The sequence below is a fragment of the Catenulispora yoronensis genome (assembly GCF_039531695.1).
Taxonomy (GTDB): Bacteria; Actinomycetota; Actinomycetes; order Streptomycetales; family Catenulisporaceae; genus Catenulispora; species Catenulispora yoronensis.
On record NZ_BAAAQN010000027.1, the window covers coordinates 57175 to 72571 of the forward strand.

Genomic DNA, 15397 nt, shown 5'->3' on the forward strand with positions numbered 1-15397 from the left:
GCAAGCAATGGAGGGAAAGAGTATACGAGGGTGGTATCGAATGGATTCAGGAATGGTAGTTGTGAATCAGGATCCTCATCCGGTGGTCGTCGTCTCGTCGGCGGTCGGCTCGGCCTGCCGGTACAGGCCGCCGACCGGGGCGGTGAGGTGGATGTCGGCCTGGGCGTGGCGCTTCAGCTCGCCGTCGACGTCGGCGACCGCCGGGAGCGGCCGGGGGTAGGGGCGGCCGACGGCGAAGCGGAGGGCCAGCATGTCGGCGAAGGCCGCCGCGACGCGGAGCTCGCCGCGGGCGTTGGGGTGCGTGCCGTCCCACGTGTGGTCGGGCGCGAAGAACTCGCGGCTGCTGTCGGCCACGGCGATCGGGGAGCGCAGGGTGTCGAGTTCGGCGCAGACGTTGCGGATGACCTCGTTGCACCGGAAGACGCGGCGGCCGAAGTCGAGTTCCTCGTGGGCGCGGTTGGTGTCCAGGACGGTGCCGATGATCAGGCGGACGTCGCGGCGCGCGGCCCGGGCGTTGGCGATGAAGGCGCGCAGGTCGGCCTCGAACTCCTCGGGGCCGACGCCGCGCCAGACGATGTCGTTGATGCCGAGCAGGACGAGGACGAAGTCGGGGTCGTGGGTGCTGACCAGCTCGGCGATCTCGTCCTTGGCCGCGGCGTACATCAGGCCCCACTGGCAGGCGTGGTCGCGGTCGAACTCCGGGTCGGCGTAGGTGAAGTCCTCGTCGCCCATCCGCCCGGTCGCGACCGTGTCCAGGGTCTTCTTCGGGCCGACGAAATCGACGGCGACCGCCATGTCCCGCAGGTGCCGCCAGAAGCGGTAACGCCAGGTGTAGTCGCCGGTGGAGCCGTGGCTGATCGAGTCCCCCACCATCATCATGGTCACGGTGACGAGGTCGGGGTTGTCGAAGTCCGAGGTGGTCATGGGCGGTCCCTGGGGTTCGGTCGCACGGCGACGCGTGCGTTATGGGGCTTATGTCAGTTTTTTACCATCCAGTCGGTCGGGGAAAAGGAAAACCGGGCATTCGTCGCGAATGCCCGGCGGGGAGTTGCGCTGAACGAGTGGCGGACCGGGATCCAGGGGAGCTAGTGGAGATCCGCCTCGGTGCGGCAGATGACCACGTACTGCATGTTGGTGGCCGACTGGTTGAAGACGGCGCCGTAGGGCGACATCTCCCAGCGGATGCCGTGCTGGCGGCCCAGCCAGTTGACGTAGGACCAGACGCCGCTGACCCAGTAGGCGTTCTCACTGTTGGCGGAGCGCAGGTTGGACGCCAGGCCGTAGTCGCCGAGGTACATGGAGCCCTCGCCGGCCGGGAGTTCGTTGTCGCACCACAGCGAGGAGGTCTGGAGCTGGATGCTGCCCATGGAGCCGTCGCTGGACAGGCAGACGTTGCCGGAGGGGCACTGCACGAAGTCGGGTGTGACGGCGGCGCCGGCGGTGTGGGCCGAGTAGACCAGCTTCACGCCGTTGGCATAGGTGATGGTGTTGTCCTGGACCGTGCCGCCGGCCTTGCGGTGGAGCTGGGCGCCGATCTGGCCCTGGGTCCAGGCCTTGGCCGTGGCGGCGTCGGTCGCGGCGGCGTTCGCGCTTCCCGCGAGAGCCGCCGTGGACAGTGCGGTGACCGCGACTGCGAGCAGCGCGGCGAGTTTTCTGGACAGCATGAGTCCCCGATTCCCTCGTGAAATTTGTCGCTGTCCTGCGACGTCGTCCATCGAAGCAACGCGCTCGGGGCGACGGCAACTCAGAGTCCTTATTCACACTATGGCGGCGCGCCACAGTGTGAACAATCTCTTGGCGATCGCTGCGGTCACAGCCGCGCGGCGGCCGTGGCCCGACTGTCCAGTGCGGCAGTAGACAGTGTCTATGGCGCGGTGGTAGACACTGTCTATGCCGGAGGGTTCCCTGCGAGAGCGTCTGATCGACGTCGGGGTGGAGCTCGTGCTCACCGAGGGCACCGCGTCGGTGGGCCTGCGGGAGATCGCCCGCCGGGCCGGGGTTTCGCACGGCGCGCCGCGCCGGTACTTCTCCACGCACCACGCCTTGTTGTCGGCGATCGCCGCCCGCGGCTTCGACGACCTCGGGGCCCGGTTCGCGGAAGCGACGGCCGACCTGTCCCCGCCGCGCGCCCGCATCGAGGCCTTGGCCAAGGTGTATGTCCGGTTCGCGCTGGAGCGCCGCGGGATGTTCGAGTTGATGTTCCGGCACGACCTGCTGGACAGCGGACAGCAGGTGTCGGGCCGGCCATGGCTGCGGGCGGCGGCCCTGCCGCTGTTCGAGCGGGTCGTCGATCTGGTCGCGCGATGCCGGGCTGTCGATTCCGCCGATCCCGCCGATCCCGCCGGCCCCGCCGATCCCGCCGCCGCCCCGGCCGTCCCCTCCCCCCAAGCCGGCAGCGCCCCGGCCACCCCCTCCCCCCACGCCGTCACCGCCGCCGCGATCTGGACCAACCTGCACGGCCTCGCCCAACTCTGGGGCTGGGGCAGCTTGCAGCTCGCGCTCGGCGTCCCGGAAGCGAGTGACGACCACCTCGACCGCCTCGTGGCGGCGGTGATGGACGCCCACCTCGGCCCGGCGGCCCCGTGATCGTGCTCGCCACGTACTCCATGTAGAGGAGACAGAGTTGATGACAGGCTCACGCGTTCTGGCCTTCGGCCACTACCAGCCGCGCAAGGTGCTGACCAACGCCGACCTGGAGAAGATCGTCGACACCAGCGACGAGTGGATCCAGAGCCGCGTCGGGATCAGGACGCGCCACGTGGCGAGCGAGGACGAGACCGTCCCGTTCATGGCCGCGCGGGCCGCGGAGATGGCGCTGGCCAACGCCGGCCTCGCCGGGGCGGACATCGACCTCGTCATCGTGGCCACCTGCACCGCCGTCGACCGGTCCCCGAACATGGCCGCGCGGGTCGCCGCCGAGATCGGCGCCCCGGCGCCGGCCGCGCTCGACGTCAACACCGCCTGCTCCGGCTTCCCGCACGCGATGGCGCTCGCCGACGCCACCATCAAGGCCGGATCCGCGACGAAGGCGCTCGTCATCGGCGTCGAGCGGCTGACCGACTTCACGGACTGGACCGACCGGACCACCTGCGTGCTCGTCGCGGACGGTGCCGGCGCGGCCGTGGTGGTGGCGTCCGAGGAGGCGGAGATCAGCCCGGTGGTGTGGGGCTCGGTCCCGGAGATGGGGAACGCGGTGCGGATCGAGGCGCCGGGCAACACCTTCGCGCAGGAGGGGCAGACCGTCTACCGCTGGGCGACCTCGACCCTGCCGGAGGTCGCGCTGAAGGTCTGCGAGCGGGCCGGGGTGCTGCCCGAGGACCTGGGCGGCGTCGTGCTGCACCAGGCCAACCTGCGGATCATCGAGCCGCTGGCGCGCAAGATCGGAGCGGTCAACGCCGTCGTGGCCCAGGACGTCGTGGAATCGGGCAACACCTCGGCGGCCAGCATCCCGCTGGCCCTGTCCAAGCTGATCGAGCGCGGGGAGATCAAGCAGGGCTCGCCGGTGCTGCTTTTCGCCTTCGGCGGCGGGCTCTCCTACGCCGGGCAGATCATCCGCTGTCCGTGATCGGTCGCGGGACTCCGATCCCGGTCCGATCCCGGTCCGGATCCCGGTCCGGAACGCGGCACGCCACCCGGTGATGGCTTCGACCGATCGGCGGGCGATTGGATAGTCTTGGGCGCGATCGTCCCGCCGGCGCCGCCGACGCGGGCAGCCCGGAACGGCGCGGGGGCGAGGTCGTCGCGTTCCCAGGCCGAGGCCGCCGAACACGACTTCGGCCCGATGACACCACCCCGACCCGATACCGGAACCACGCATGCCATGTCCGACCCGCGCAACGGAGGTCCGTCGTTGAAGTACCGGCTCGTCACTTTCGATCTCGACGACACGCTGGCCGTATCCAAATCGGCCATCGCGCCCCGCATGGCCTCCCTGCTGGTGCGGCTCCTCGACGAAGTGAAGGTGTGCATCATCTCCGGGGGCCGGTTCGAGCAGTTCGACACCCAGGTGCTCCAGCACCTGGAACTGACGGACGCGGCCCGTGAGCGGCTGCACCTGATGCCGACCTGCGGCACCCGCTACTACCGGTGGGAGGCCGACCGCTGGGATCTGGTCTACGCCGAGGACTTCGGGCCCGAGGAGAAGGCCAAGATCCTGGACACCCTGGAGACCGGGGCCAAGGAGCTCGGCCTGTGGGAGGACGTCACCTGGGGCGACATCCTCGAAGACCGCGGCAGCCAGATCACCTTCTCGGCGCTGGGCCAGAGCGCCCCGGCCGAGAACAAGTACAAGTGGGACCCGGACGGGACGAAGAAGGAGCGGCTGCGCGCCTACGCCGCCGAGCGCCTGCCCGACCTCGAAGTGCGCGGCGGCGGCTCGACCTCCGTCGACATCACGAAGAAGGGCGTCGACAAGGCCTACGGCATGCGCAAGATGCTCGGCTTCCTCCAGCTGGACCAGGAGGACGTCCTGTTCATCGGCGACCGCCTCGACCCGGGCGGCAACGACTACCCCGTCAAGGCCATGGGCATCGACTGCGTCGCGGTCCACGGCTGGGAGGACACCGCCGACCGGGTGGCCGCGCTGCTCGACACCGGGACCGTCGAGGAGGGGGCCGTCGAGCGCGCGGCCGCCACCGACGATTCCGCGGCGGGGTGACGGCGATGGCGTTGCATCCCCGCGCCGGACAGCCGGCCGAGGCCGCCGACCTGGTCGACGTGCCGCGTCTGATCGACGCCTACTACGCGGAGCAGCCCGATCCCGGGATCCGCGACCAGCGGGTCGCCTTCGGCACCTCGGGGCACCGGGGATCGAGCCTGCGGGTGTCCTTCAACGAGAACCACGTGCTCGCCGCCAGCCAGGCGGTCTGCGACTACCGGCGTGCGCAGGGCATCGACGGCCCGCTGTATCTGGGCCGGGACACCCACGCGCTGTCCGAGCCGGCCATGATGAGCACGCTGGAGGTCTTCGCCGCCAACGACGTGACCGTGCTGATCGACGACCAGGACGGTTACACGCCGACCCCGACCGTGTCGCACGCGATCCTCGCTCACAACCGGGGGCGGACCACGGGTCTGGCCGATGGTGTGGTGATCACCCCGTCGCACAACCCGCCGGACGACGGCGGCTACAAGTACAACGGGACCGACGGGGGCCCGGCCGCCGAGGACGTCACCGCCTGGATCCAGGAGCGGGCCAACGCGCTGCTGGCCGAGGGCCTGCGCTCGGTGCGCCGGATCCCCTACGCCCGGGCCCTGGCCGCCGACACGACGGTCCGGCACGACTACACCGACACCTACGTCGGCGACCTGATCGAGGTCGTGGACCTGGAGGCGATCCGCCGCTCCGGGGTGCGGATCGGTGTGGACCCGCTCGGCGGCGCCAGCACCGCGTACTGGGACCGGATCGGCAACCGGTACGGGCTGGACCTGACCGTCGTCGGCGCCAAGGTGGACCCCACGTTCGGCTTCATGACGCTGGACTGGGACGGCAAGATCCGGATGGACTGCTCCTCGCCCTACGCGATGGCCTCGCTGATCACCCAGCGCGACCACTTCGACGTGGCCTGCGGCAACGACGCGGACTCCGACCGCCACGGCATCGTCACGCCCGACAGCGGCCTGATGAACCCCAACCACTACCTGGCGGTGGCGATCGACTTCCTGTGCGGGAACCGGCCCGGCTGGCCGCCGGCGGCCGCCATCGGCAAGACGCTGGTGACCTCGACGATGGTCGACAAGGTGGTGGCGGCCCACGGCCGGCCGCTGTACGAGACGCCCGTCGGCTTCAAGTGGTTCGTGGCCGGGCTCCTGGACAGCACGATCGCCGTGGGGGTGGAGGAGAGCGCCGGCGCGTCGTTCCTCCGCAAGGACGGGACGGTGTGGAGCACCGACAAGGACGGCCTCATCCTCGACCTGCTCGCGGCCGAGATCATCGCGGTCACCGGCCAGAGCCCCAGCCGCTGCTACGAGAGCCTCACCGAGCGGTTCGGCAACCCCGCGTACCGGCGTATCGACGTCCCGGCGACTCCGGACCAGAAGGCCGCTCTCGGGCGGCTCTCGGCGGACGACGTGACCGCGACGACGCTGGCCGGCGAGCCGATCACCGCGCGGCGCACCACCGCCCCCGGCAACGGGGCCGCCATCGGCGGGCTCAAGGTGACGACCGAGTCCGGATGGTTCGCGGCCCGGCCGTCGGGCACGGAGGACGTCTACAAGATCTACGGCGAGTCGCTCAAGGGCGAGGAGCATCTCGCCGAGATCCACGCGGAGGCGGAGCGGATCGTGGCGGAGTCGCTGAACTCGGCGTGAGCCGGCCTGCTTGAGCCAGCCTGCTTGAGCCGCTTGAGCCGCTTGAGCCACTTGAGCCGACACGCCGACACGACGACGCCGATGTCCCCGCGCCCCTTGCGCGCGGCGGACATCGGCGTCGCCGTGACCGGCTAACTCAGCCCACTGCTTTTCCGCACGTGCATCAGGGTGGCGTCCAGCGGCAGCGGCGAGGTGGCGACGAGCTCCAGCCCGGCGGCCGCGAACAGCCGCTGATAGTGCCCGAGGCCGCGCTCCCGTCCGCCGACGTTGCACATCATGTGCAGGTCCCAGGCGGTGGCCAGGGCGGCGGGTCCGTGGTCGGCCAGCACCCGCTCGACGACCAGCAGATCGGCATCGGCCGCCATCGCGCGCGAACAGGCGCCGAGGATCTCGTGGCAGCGGTCGTCCTCCCAGTCGTGCAGAACCCGCGACAGGACGTAGACGTCGCCCCCGGAGGGGACGTCCGCGAACCCGCCCGATACGTAGTCGCACCGTTCGGCACAGTCCGCGTCCCGCATCGTCCGCCGGGCCGACTCGACGACGTGCGGCTGTTCCAGCAGCGTGCCGCGCAGATGCGGATGCGCCGTCAGGATCCGCGCCAGCAGTTCGCCGTTGCCGCCCGCGACGTCGACGACCACCCGCCGGGCGGCCGCCCGCGCGAACACGGGATGGTCCGGGACCGGGTCGAACATGCGGGAACTGGCCGCCATGGAACGCTGGAACAGGTCCGCGAGCTCGGGCCGGCCGGCGAAGTGCGCGAAGTGGTTCTCGCCGAAGCGGTGCTCGAACGCCTCCTGCCCGGTACGGACGGTATGTGCGAGGTCTGAGAAGGACTCGTAGAACGGCCCTCCGTACATCAACGCCAGCGGACGCATCGAGTACTGGCCGTCCTCGCGCAGCAGCGCGCCGGCCTCGGTGAGCCGGAACCCGTTCCGGTGCCCGGTGACGATGCCCAGCGCCGCGAGGTAGCGCAGGAGCCGGGCGAGCCGGTCCGGATGGGTTCCGGTGACCTGGGCGAGCGTCGCGGTGTCGGTGCCGGCGTGGGCGGACATGGCGTCCGGGATCCGCAGTTCGGCGAAGGCCGCCAGCGCCTGGGTCGTCCAGGCGCCGGTGAACAGGGTGAGCAGCGTGTTCCCGGCCTGCCCGGCCCGGTGCTCGGCGAGGTGGACGTCGAGCACGTCCTGGTGGTCGCCGCGGACGAACAGCTCCATCCGGCGGTAACCGGCCTTCGAATCGGCCGGCGCGGCGTAGTAGAAGACCGTGCCGTCCTCGTGCGGGTTGTAGCCGCCGCCGTCGGGCGTCGCGCCGTGGCGGGCCAGGATGCTGCGCAAACCGTGCAGGACCAACGGATCCGGCCAGTCCACTTCGAAGGCGACGTGCGCCTCGTTCCGCTCCCACCGTTCGAGCGCCGCGATCGCGCGCAGATCGGAGTCGGGCGGCGTGGTCAGCGCGAAGACCTCGACCATCCGGCGGTTCCCGTCCAGGCCCAGCACCTCCGGACGCAGGATCCGCACGTCCAGGTCCGCCGGGTCGCGCCGGTACCGGGCCGCCAGGCGGGCGCGGACGACGACGCTGGGCTGGGGTTCGGCGTCGATGGCCAGACCGCAGGCGGCCAGGTCGCGGCGCAGGGCGTCCGGATCCTCGGGGAAGACCAGCAACGCGGCGTGGGAGAAGCGGCAGCGATCGGTCAGGGCCCGGGTCTCCGGGCCGTCGAGCCCCGGCAGCAGCAGGCGCAGCAGGGTGTCGGTCTCGTGGTCCCGGACGAACTCGGCCGCGTCCCGTAAGCAGGCGGCGTCGTCGTCGGGCAGGGCGGCAGGAGTCATCGTGGGTGTCCTCGTTCGGTTCGGGGATGCGATGGCTGTGGGCGGTGGTGAGTGGCGAGGGGACGGTGGCGTCGGTGACCGGCGGCGAGCGGCGCTCAGAGCCCGACGTAGTTCTCGGCGAACCAGTCCTGGTGGCTGCGCGACGTGCGCAGGGACTCCAGGCGGGCGTACCGCAGCGAGTCGTGGAAGCCCGACGATTCCTGCGGGGCGGTGGGGGCGTGCAGCAGGCGGATCATCCAGTGGGAGAACTCCTGTGCGCGCCAGATGTGGGACAAGCACCGGTCCGAGTAGCGGAGCAGCGGCCGGGGATCGCCGCGCAGGACGGCGGCGGCCAGGGCCTGCGCCAGGATCTCCGCCTCCAGCACCGCGAGGTTGGCGCCCTTCGCGGCCGACGGACTGACCAGGCTGGCGGCGTCGCCGACCAGGAACAGCGAGCCGTGGCGCAGCGGCCGCAGGACGTCGGACTCGAGGTGGACGATGCCCCGCTCCAGCACCGGGCCCTCCCGGAGCGGCCCGTACTCGTCGGCGCGCAGGCGGTGGGCGAGCGCGCTCCAGATCCGGTCCTCGGACCAGGAATCCGTTGCTGTGCCACGGTCGCATTGGAGGTAGTAGCGGGTCGTCTCCGGACCGCGGGACATGTGGCCGGCGAAGCCCTCCCGGTGCACGGCGTATCCGACCGCGTCCATGCTGGCCGGCGCCGCGACCAGTACCGCGAGCCAGGAAACGCCGTGGTCGCTGTGCCGCCGCCGGGCGTCCGCCGCCGGGATCGCGCGCCGGGCCGCGCCGTGGCGCCCGTCGCATCCGGCGACATAGCTCGCCGGCCACTGGGTCGGACGGCCGTCGAGGTCGTGGGTCAGCACGGTGGGCCGGTCGCCGTCGACGCCGGTCACGCTGCGCGCCTCGGTCTCGAACGCGATCCGTCCGCCGGCCGCGGTGAACTCCGCGATGAGGTCGCTGACCAGTGATTGTTGGGGATAGACGGTGTGCGGCTCGCCCCGGCCGAGGCCGCCGTACCGCAGCCGGAAGCGGCCCTCGGGAGTGCGGAACTCGCAGACGTCGTGCTCGCGGCCGCGGGCCCGCAAGCCGTCGGCGAGCCCGTGCCGTTCCAGGATCCGCACTGTTTCGGGGGCGAGGTATCCGGCGCGGGCCCTGGTCTCCACGTGCTCCCGGCTCGCGCGCTCCAGGACGACGCAGTCGATTCCGCTCTGGTGCAGGAGATTGGCCAGCACCAAGCCGGCCGGCCCCGCGCCGAGGATGACCACGTCGCTTCCGGGCCGCGCCGTCTCAGTGCGTCGAGGATTCATAACGACTCATAGTGAAGCATCGTAAATCTGTCATCCACCGCTATTGTTGCAGATTCACCTATTTGCACGCGGACTCGGATTCACGTGATGATGCGCTGATGCGCTCAAGGAGCGTGGTCCGGGCCGACCGATGATCAGCTTCTACGTTCACAGAATTCCGGGCCGCGGGACGGCCGCGGGACGCTCGTGGGCGGGGTGGAAGCGGACGGCTCGGATCCGGACCGGGATCCGGACTCGGCCGCGGGCACGCCATCCGACGTGGGTTCCGCCTCGCAGGACGAATCCGGTCGCGCGCCGAGCCGGCCGTCGGGGGCGCTCCAGGACTTGGAGCCGGCGCCGGCTGTGCGGGCTATCGCGCGGTCACCTCGGTGAGGTCGCGAAGGAGCTCGGAAGCCGCGACATCATCGAGGACTGAGAAAGGCTGATACGTCGCGTACTGCGGGACGAAGTCGCCGCCCTCAGTGCCGGGGTCGATGAAAACCGCGTTGAGCTGCTGAGTCTCGCCGAGTCCCAGGACCCAGCCGACCACGATGCCGGGATCGAGCCCGATGCTGATCGAGCCGCCGTGCGGCAGCGTCCGGTAGATCCAGCGCTGGACGCCTCCGTCCTGCGGGGTGCCGCGTCGCCAGCCGCGGCGCTCCAGGCCGAGGAGGCGTCCCACGGGGACGTCGGCCGCGAGGAAACGCGTCAGATTGGTGGCTGCCTTCTCGGCATCGGTGAGGGCGGCCGTCGCGCGTCCGAGCTGGGGGAAGGGCTGGAGCAGTTCGTAGTCGGCGAAGAGGTCGGACCACGTGGCGAGGGCGGTGCCCAGGTGCAAGGGGTGGGGAATGCCGATCACCGCTGTGGCGGCCAGGTGGTATTCGTCGTCCGCGATGCCGGCGAGGGTCCCGTCCTCGGCGACGCGGAAGGTGTCGGCGGGCCGGCCGTCCTCGTCGAACGTGGCCCAGACCAGGCGGCGGACCAGGTGTCGGAGCAGTGGGTGCGCCACGAAGTAGTCGGTGAACTCCCCGGCCGTCCAGCGGCGCTGCGTCACCATCGCCAGCTCGAAGCGGGAGATCTGGTCCCCGGCGACGGTGCGGACGTCCTTCTTGAGGCCGGAGAACAGCTGGTGAGCGGCCGGGGCCAGGACCGCGTCGTCCTTGGCGCCCGGCTTCGGCAGGGCCTTGAGACGCTTGCCGGCGGCGTCCGCGACGAACGGCTTCAGCTGCTCGTCGAAGCCGACGGTGAAGGTCCGCGCCCCGTAGTCGAGGACCAGCGTTCCGGCCCGGTCCAGGCCGAGCTCCGGCACCAGGCGGTCGCCCAGCTGCTCGGCGGACAGGCCGAGTCCGTCGGCGATCTCGGTGACGCGCCGGGCGGCGCGCTCCTTGAGGCCCTTGAACTTGGCCTTCTGCGAGATGCCGTACAGCTGGGTCAGGGCCGCGTCCCCGCCGATGGCCGCGAGGATGTCCAGGCCGGCGACGGCGCGGTGGTGGCCGTTCTCGCCGGGCCACAGCCGGATCATCGGGGCGAGGCGGCGGACGGTCCCGTCGTCGCCGAACCAGCGGAGCGTCTCGAAGGCCCAGCTGTCCTTCGGCGGGTGGTCGGCGGCGCGCCAGTTCTCGAAAAGCAGCCAGCCGAAGTTCGCCAGGGACGACGGATCGCAGATCTCCTTGGCCAGGCGGACGCCGGGATAGGCCTCGGCCGGTGTGGAGATGGCCAGCATGCTGAGAAGGTGTGTCACGGACTGCTCGGGCAGGGCGTGCTCGCCGTCCTTGAGGAGAATCTGGGGGAGCACGCGGGGATCGGCCCACGACGGGAGCGGGGGCATCACCCTGGGGAGGCCGAGGGTGCCGTCGTCGGCGACGAGTGCGGCGACGGCCTGCGCCGGCGCCGGGCCGTAGCCGGCCGCCGCGGCCGCGACCTGGTCCGCGTGGTCCGACGCGGCGAGGGCGCGCAAGGCCACTTCGGCGGCGGCGCGGGCCTTTCCGGGTTTGCCCAGCGCGACGGGTATCAGGGTATTGGCTGCGACGTCGGGGTGGCGGTCGAGCCAGGCCAGGGCGAACGGGCGAGCGGTCTTCGAGCGCGTGAGCCAGTCGGCGGCGAGGAGCGCCGCTTCGGGGGCGGCGAACGGGGCGAGCAGTTCCGCGAAGGGGGCCGGTTGGCGGCGGGCCAGGTGGAGGACCGGCGGCAGGGCGTCGGCGCCGAGGCGCAGGACAAGGTGGCGGACCCAGGTCTCGGCGCGCCAGGTGTCGGGCTGCCAGGCCGGGAGGACGGAGCGGACGAGGTCTTCCGAAGCTTCCGCGGCGAACTGGCTGTCGGCGTACCAGTGTGCTGATCCGGTGTCGCGGATCCGGTCGGCGATCTCTGCCCAGCTTTCGAGGTTCCAGCCGGGATTCGCGGGGATGGGCGTCGTGTCCCAGGACTCCCTTTCCCCTTCTCGCCAGGCCAGCGTGGCGCCGGTCGGGGCGGTGAGGTTCTTGATGACCGTGGGCTTGGTGCCTGTTTGCGCGGCCTTGAGCCACGGCGGCGCGGTGAACAGCGCCGGGAGCGAGTCCGGGGCGGCCTCCGGCCTGCGGGTGTTGGCGGCCAGGGCCTGATCGAGGACGGTGCGGGCGGCCGGGCCCAGAACCAAGGACTCGCTTCGGGCGAGCTCGTTGTGGGCGAGGACCTGGATGCGCAGGACGTTGGCGATCGCCAGACCGCGAGGAGTGCCGGCGGAGCGGACGGCGGCTTCGGCGAGGATCCGGAGGGCGCGGCGGGGGAAACGTCCGGCGGCGGCGATGGTGGCGGCCGGGAAGTGCTTCTTGTCGATGCCGTCGACGAGGAACTGGAAGGCCGCTTCGGACGGCAGGCAGCCGATGATGCCGAGCATCAGCTGGACGCTGTCGGAGTCGGAGGCCTGGGTCAGCCAGGTGGCGAGGCAGGGAAGGACGCCGCTGCCGACGCCGGCGACGGCCGTCCAGAGCACGTGGGGCCGCTGCGACATCCACCACCAGCTGCAATAAGCGGCCGGGAAGTCCGCTGCCTGCTCCTCGGTGGTGAGGGAGCAGATCAGGAGCCAGTGGGAGAGATGGTCGCCGCGATTGACGGGAAAGGACGCGAGGTTGGCGTCGACCCAGTCGGTGTGCTCCGGCATGAGGAACCCCATGAGGGCGCGCTGCTGGATGGTGGCGAGGTCGCGGGCGGGGAGCTCGGAGTGGTACGCGGTGAGGACTTCGCGGGCCAGGGCGTAGTCGGCGTCGGAAGCGGCGGCGAGGAAGTGGCGGAGGCGCGCGGCGATGGCGAAGCGGAGGTCCGCGAAGAGATCGAGGGACGACCGGTCCCGGTCGCGGCGGAGATGGGGCGGGACCTGGCGGGCGCCGGAGACGCTGCCGGAGACGGTGATGCCGAAGAGTTCGACGGTCGCCGCGGTGGCGAAGGGAAGGTCGTGAGCGGTGAGCCAGGCATCGATGATGGCGGCCGGGTTGGGATATGCCGCCGTGGCGGGGGTGATGGCCAGAGCGGCGTTCACGGCTGCCGCCAAAGGCGTGCTGGTATCGAGGGCTTTGGCGAGATCGGGATCGGTTTCGGCGGTTCCGATGATGATGTCGATGTCTGCCGAGTGCGCTGTGAGCCAGGTCTGGTGGGCGGTGAGGGCTTCGGGGTCGGGAGCGATGGGGTCGGCGGCGGGCAGGGGAACGACGGTCGGGTGGCGGCGCGGGATGACGAGATGCCGGCTGGAGATGGGGATTTCGCAGGTGTCTTCGGACAAGGGGGTGGTGGCGCTGGTCATATGGGCTCCCCCGAGGCTGGATCGTTCGCGCTGGACAGTGGGACGACTGTAGTGAGGCGCGGTGACATGAGGAGCGGCGAAGGCAAAGATCCAGTCAAGGACCGAAGGCAACCGTCAAAAGGGCGGTAGATTCGTGGATCTGCGCCTGTGGTTCGTCTGCGGAACCCGGCGCGCGGGGGCCGTTTCGCGGCCTGCGGTTGTGCGATCGGCGACGGAACTCCCGCTTCGCCATTACCCGCCAGGGCGCGCGCCACCCCTCTCAGACCGGCCGAATCTCCGCGAATCACCAATCTACTATTCACGTTCACCTGCGCCATGTCCGGCGTTAACCCAAGCGCGGGCGGTCGGACGTGCCGACCTCCGAAGTTCCTTGTTGTCACTCTTCAGGGTGATGGGGGTCTACGTGGCAGTACCGCTTGGGGAAGCGAAGGAGCGGTCGGTTATGGCACGTGCACGATTTATCTGTCGATCCGCGCGGCCGGGACCGGCGCGGATCGGGGCTCCGCTCTGGCGTCTGGTCGGAGCGAACAATCGGGAGTTGGGGCGGGCGCCCGAGGCGCTCGTCATGGAGTCGAACTGCTGCGGGGCCGTGGCGCGCCTGCAGTCCCGGCTGCCGGAGTCCTCCGGCCGGGTGAAGCTCGCCGGGACGGCCAACACCTGGAGTTGGACGGTCGAGTGCGACGGCGAACTGCTCGCCGTCTCCGGGCGGGCCTATCTGCGGCAGCGGGAGTGCCAGTACAGCCTGTGGCAGTTCCTGGCGGCGGCGGAGGTCGCCACAGTCGTGGCCGCGGAGCGCGGTCCGCATCTGTGCGCGCAGTGAGTGTTCGTTTTCTGCGGCGCAATTCCAAAGTTCCTTATAAAGGCGGCCCCGGTAAAGCGGTTGGTATTCCATTGCCGTTCACGCTGGGTGACCGGTCTGTGATCGGGCGACGTCAACGCGATGGCCGAAAGTCGTCAGACTTCTGATTTGGGACCTTTGGAACCCGGCGTTCACCCGCACCATGTCCGGCCTTAACGCGGGATGGGGCGGCTGGACGTGCCGGGCCGCGAGCTTTCTCGTGGCCGGGGAAAAGAACGAAGTCGGTCGGCTGGAATCGGGCGAAGGGTAATGCGGTAATGGCAGAAGTCTGTTCTCCGTCCGGTCTCCTCCGGGTGGACCGGTGAGCGGCCTGGCGGCGGGCCCGGCGGCCACGACCGTCGTGGTGCCGGAGACGGCTGCCGCGCCCGAGGTGCGGGTGCGTCCGGCCCATGTGCGGCCGCCGGCCGACCGGTTGTTCCGGGGCGCCGCGCGGGGCAGCGGGTTCGTGGTGCTGACGATGATGACCATGGTCGGCCTGTTCCTGGCGCTGCGGGCGCAGAGCGCCCTGGCCGCGGACGGGAGCAAGTTCCTCACCACGCAGGCCTGGGATCCGGAGTCGCACGACTTCGGGATCGCCGGCGTGCTGACCGGCTCGGTGCTGATCGCGCTGACCGCGATCTTCTTCGCGCTGCCGCTGGCCCTGGGGACCTCGCTGTTCATCTCGGAGTACGCGCCGGTGAAGATGAAGAAGGCGCTGATCGCCGTCGTCGACCTGATGGCCGCGATCCCCAGCGTGGTGTTCGGCCTGTGGGGGTTCTTCTTCTTCGAGCACTCCTCGGTCGGGGTCACCCGCTGGATCTCCAAGTACCTGGGCTGGGTGCCGCTGCTGCACCTGCGGGTGGACACCGGTGAGGACTCCGCCAACCCGCTCGCCTCGACGTCGTACTACACCGGGTCCACCTTCATCGCGGGGGTGGTGGTGGCCCTGATGGTCACGCCGATCGCGTGCTCGGTGATGCGGGAGGCGTTCTCGCAGGCGCCGCTGGGGGAGCGCGAGGGCGCGTACGCGCTGGGCGCCACCCGCTGGGGCATGGTGCGCAACGTGGTGCTGCCCTTCGGGCGCGGCGGCATCATCGGCGGCACGATGCTCGGGCTGGGCCGGGCGCTCGGCGAGACGATCGCCGTCTACATGGTGATCTCCATGACCTTCAAGATCCAGGGCCACATCCTGGGCAAGGGCGGGAGTTCGGTGTCCTCGCTCATCGCCCAGCGCTACGGGGCGTCGTCGTCCTTCGCCATCTCGGCCCTGATGGCCGCCGGCCTGGCGCTGTTCCTGATGACCCTGGTCGTGAACTTCGGAGCGAGCATGATCGTGGCGCGCAGCCGGTCCGGCGCCGAGAGCGAGGCCTGA

Annotated in this window: 11 protein-coding genes; 6 read left to right on the forward strand and 5 right to left on the reverse strand. The window is 70.7% G+C overall.

Annotated features, from left to right (window positions below):
* Positions 1-75: 75 nt before the first annotated feature.
* Complete coding sequence (locus ABD481_RS22295) at positions 76-924, reverse strand: GDSL-type esterase/lipase family protein (protein ID WP_344667664.1); 849 nt, start codon at positions 922-924, stop codon at positions 76-78.
* Between the two features lie 161 nt (positions 925-1085).
* Positions 1086-1664, reverse strand: a complete 579-nt coding sequence (locus ABD481_RS22300) for a hypothetical protein (protein WP_344667665.1) — start codon at positions 1662-1664, stop codon at positions 1086-1088.
* A gap of 226 nt (positions 1665-1890) precedes the next feature.
* Here ABD481_RS22300 and ABD481_RS22305 point away from each other — a divergent pair, with 226 nt between their 5' ends.
* The 4 genes from ABD481_RS22305 to pgm all read left to right on the forward strand — a co-directional run bounded on the left by ABD481_RS22305 (position 1891) and on the right by pgm (position 6309).
* A complete protein-coding gene (locus ABD481_RS22305; RefSeq protein ID WP_344667666.1) occupies positions 1891-2586 on the forward strand; it encodes a TetR/AcrR family transcriptional regulator in 696 nt (231 codons plus the stop codon).
* A gap of 40 nt (positions 2587-2626) precedes the next feature.
* The gene (locus ABD481_RS22310) at positions 2627-3565 is read left to right on the forward strand and encodes a beta-ketoacyl-ACP synthase III (RefSeq protein WP_344667667.1); all 939 of its coding nucleotides are present in this window, start codon (positions 2627-2629) and stop codon (positions 3563-3565) included.
* A 255-nt stretch (positions 3566-3820) separates the two neighbouring features.
* Positions 3821-4657 carry an HAD-IIB family hydrolase gene (locus tag ABD481_RS22315; RefSeq protein ID WP_344667668.1) on the forward strand — a complete coding sequence of 279 codons (837 nt, stop codon included), beginning with the start codon at positions 3821-3823 and terminating at the stop codon, positions 4655-4657.
* Positions 4658-4662: 5 nt separating this feature from the next.
* Entirely contained in the window at positions 4663-6309 is a 1647-nt protein-coding gene (pgm, locus tag ABD481_RS22320; RefSeq protein ID WP_344667669.1) for a phosphoglucomutase (alpha-D-glucose-1,6-bisphosphate-dependent), read from the forward strand.
* 131 nt (positions 6310-6440) lie between these two features.
* Here the strand turns inward: pgm and ABD481_RS22325 are convergent, their stop codons facing one another.
* From ABD481_RS22325 to ABD481_RS22335, 3 genes are all read right to left on the reverse strand, one after another.
* Positions 6441-8132 carry a methyltransferase gene (locus tag ABD481_RS22325; RefSeq protein ID WP_344667670.1) on the reverse strand — a complete coding sequence of 564 codons (1692 nt, stop codon included), beginning with the start codon at positions 8130-8132 and terminating at the stop codon, positions 6441-6443.
* 95 nt (positions 8133-8227) lie between these two features.
* The gene (locus ABD481_RS22330; protein ID WP_344667671.1) at positions 8228-9436 is read right to left on the reverse strand and encodes a 4-hydroxybenzoate 3-monooxygenase; all 1209 of its coding nucleotides are present in this window, start codon (positions 9434-9436) and stop codon (positions 8228-8230) included.
* A 349-nt stretch (positions 9437-9785) separates the two neighbouring features.
* Positions 9786-13187: a DUF4132 domain-containing protein gene (locus ABD481_RS22335; protein WP_344667672.1), complete on the reverse strand. Its 3402-nt coding sequence runs from the start codon at positions 13185-13187 to the stop codon at positions 9786-9788.
* Positions 13188-13725: 538 nt separating this feature from the next.
* On the opposite strand from ABD481_RS22335, the gene ABD481_RS22340 reads away from it, so the two are divergent.
* Both ABD481_RS22340 and pstC read left to right on the forward strand, forming a co-directional pair.
* A complete protein-coding gene (locus ABD481_RS22340) occupies positions 13726-14007 on the forward strand; it encodes a hypothetical protein (protein WP_344667673.1) in 282 nt (93 codons plus the stop codon).
* 340 nt (positions 14008-14347) lie between these two features.
* A complete protein-coding gene (gene pstC, locus ABD481_RS22345) occupies positions 14348-15397 on the forward strand; it encodes a phosphate ABC transporter permease subunit PstC (protein ID WP_425559250.1) in 1050 nt (349 codons plus the stop codon).

What these genes read in the sequence shown, in the direction of transcription:
- ABD481_RS22295 (WP_344667664.1), bottom strand. Translation starts at nt 924, where the DNA reads ATGACCACCTCGGACTTCGACAACCCCGACCTCGTCACCGTGACCATG.
- ABD481_RS22300 (WP_344667665.1), bottom strand. Translation starts at nt 1,664, where the DNA reads ATGCTGTCCAGAAAACTCGCCGCGCTGCTCGCAGTCGCGGTCACCGCA.
- ABD481_RS22305 (WP_344667666.1), top strand. Translation starts at nt 1,891, where the DNA reads ATGCCGGAGGGTTCCCTGCGAGAGCGTCTGATCGACGTCGGGGTGGAG.
- ABD481_RS22310 (WP_344667667.1), top strand. Translation starts at nt 2,627, where the DNA reads ATGACAGGCTCACGCGTTCTGGCCTTCGGCCACTACCAGCCGCGCAAG.
- ABD481_RS22315 (WP_344667668.1), top strand. Translation starts at nt 3,821, where the DNA reads ATGTCCGACCCGCGCAACGGAGGTCCGTCGTTGAAGTACCGGCTCGTC.
- pgm (WP_344667669.1), top strand. Translation starts at nt 4,663, where the DNA reads ATGGCGTTGCATCCCCGCGCCGGACAGCCGGCCGAGGCCGCCGACCTG.
- ABD481_RS22325 (WP_344667670.1), bottom strand. Translation starts at nt 8,132, where the DNA reads ATGACTCCTGCCGCCCTGCCCGACGACGACGCCGCCTGCTTACGGGAC.
- ABD481_RS22330 (WP_344667671.1), bottom strand. Translation starts at nt 9,436, where the DNA reads ATGAATCCTCGACGCACTGAGACGGCGCGGCCCGGAAGCGACGTGGTC.
- ABD481_RS22335 (WP_344667672.1), bottom strand. Translation starts at nt 13,187, where the DNA reads ATGACCAGCGCCACCACCCCCTTGTCCGAAGACACCTGCGAAATCCCC.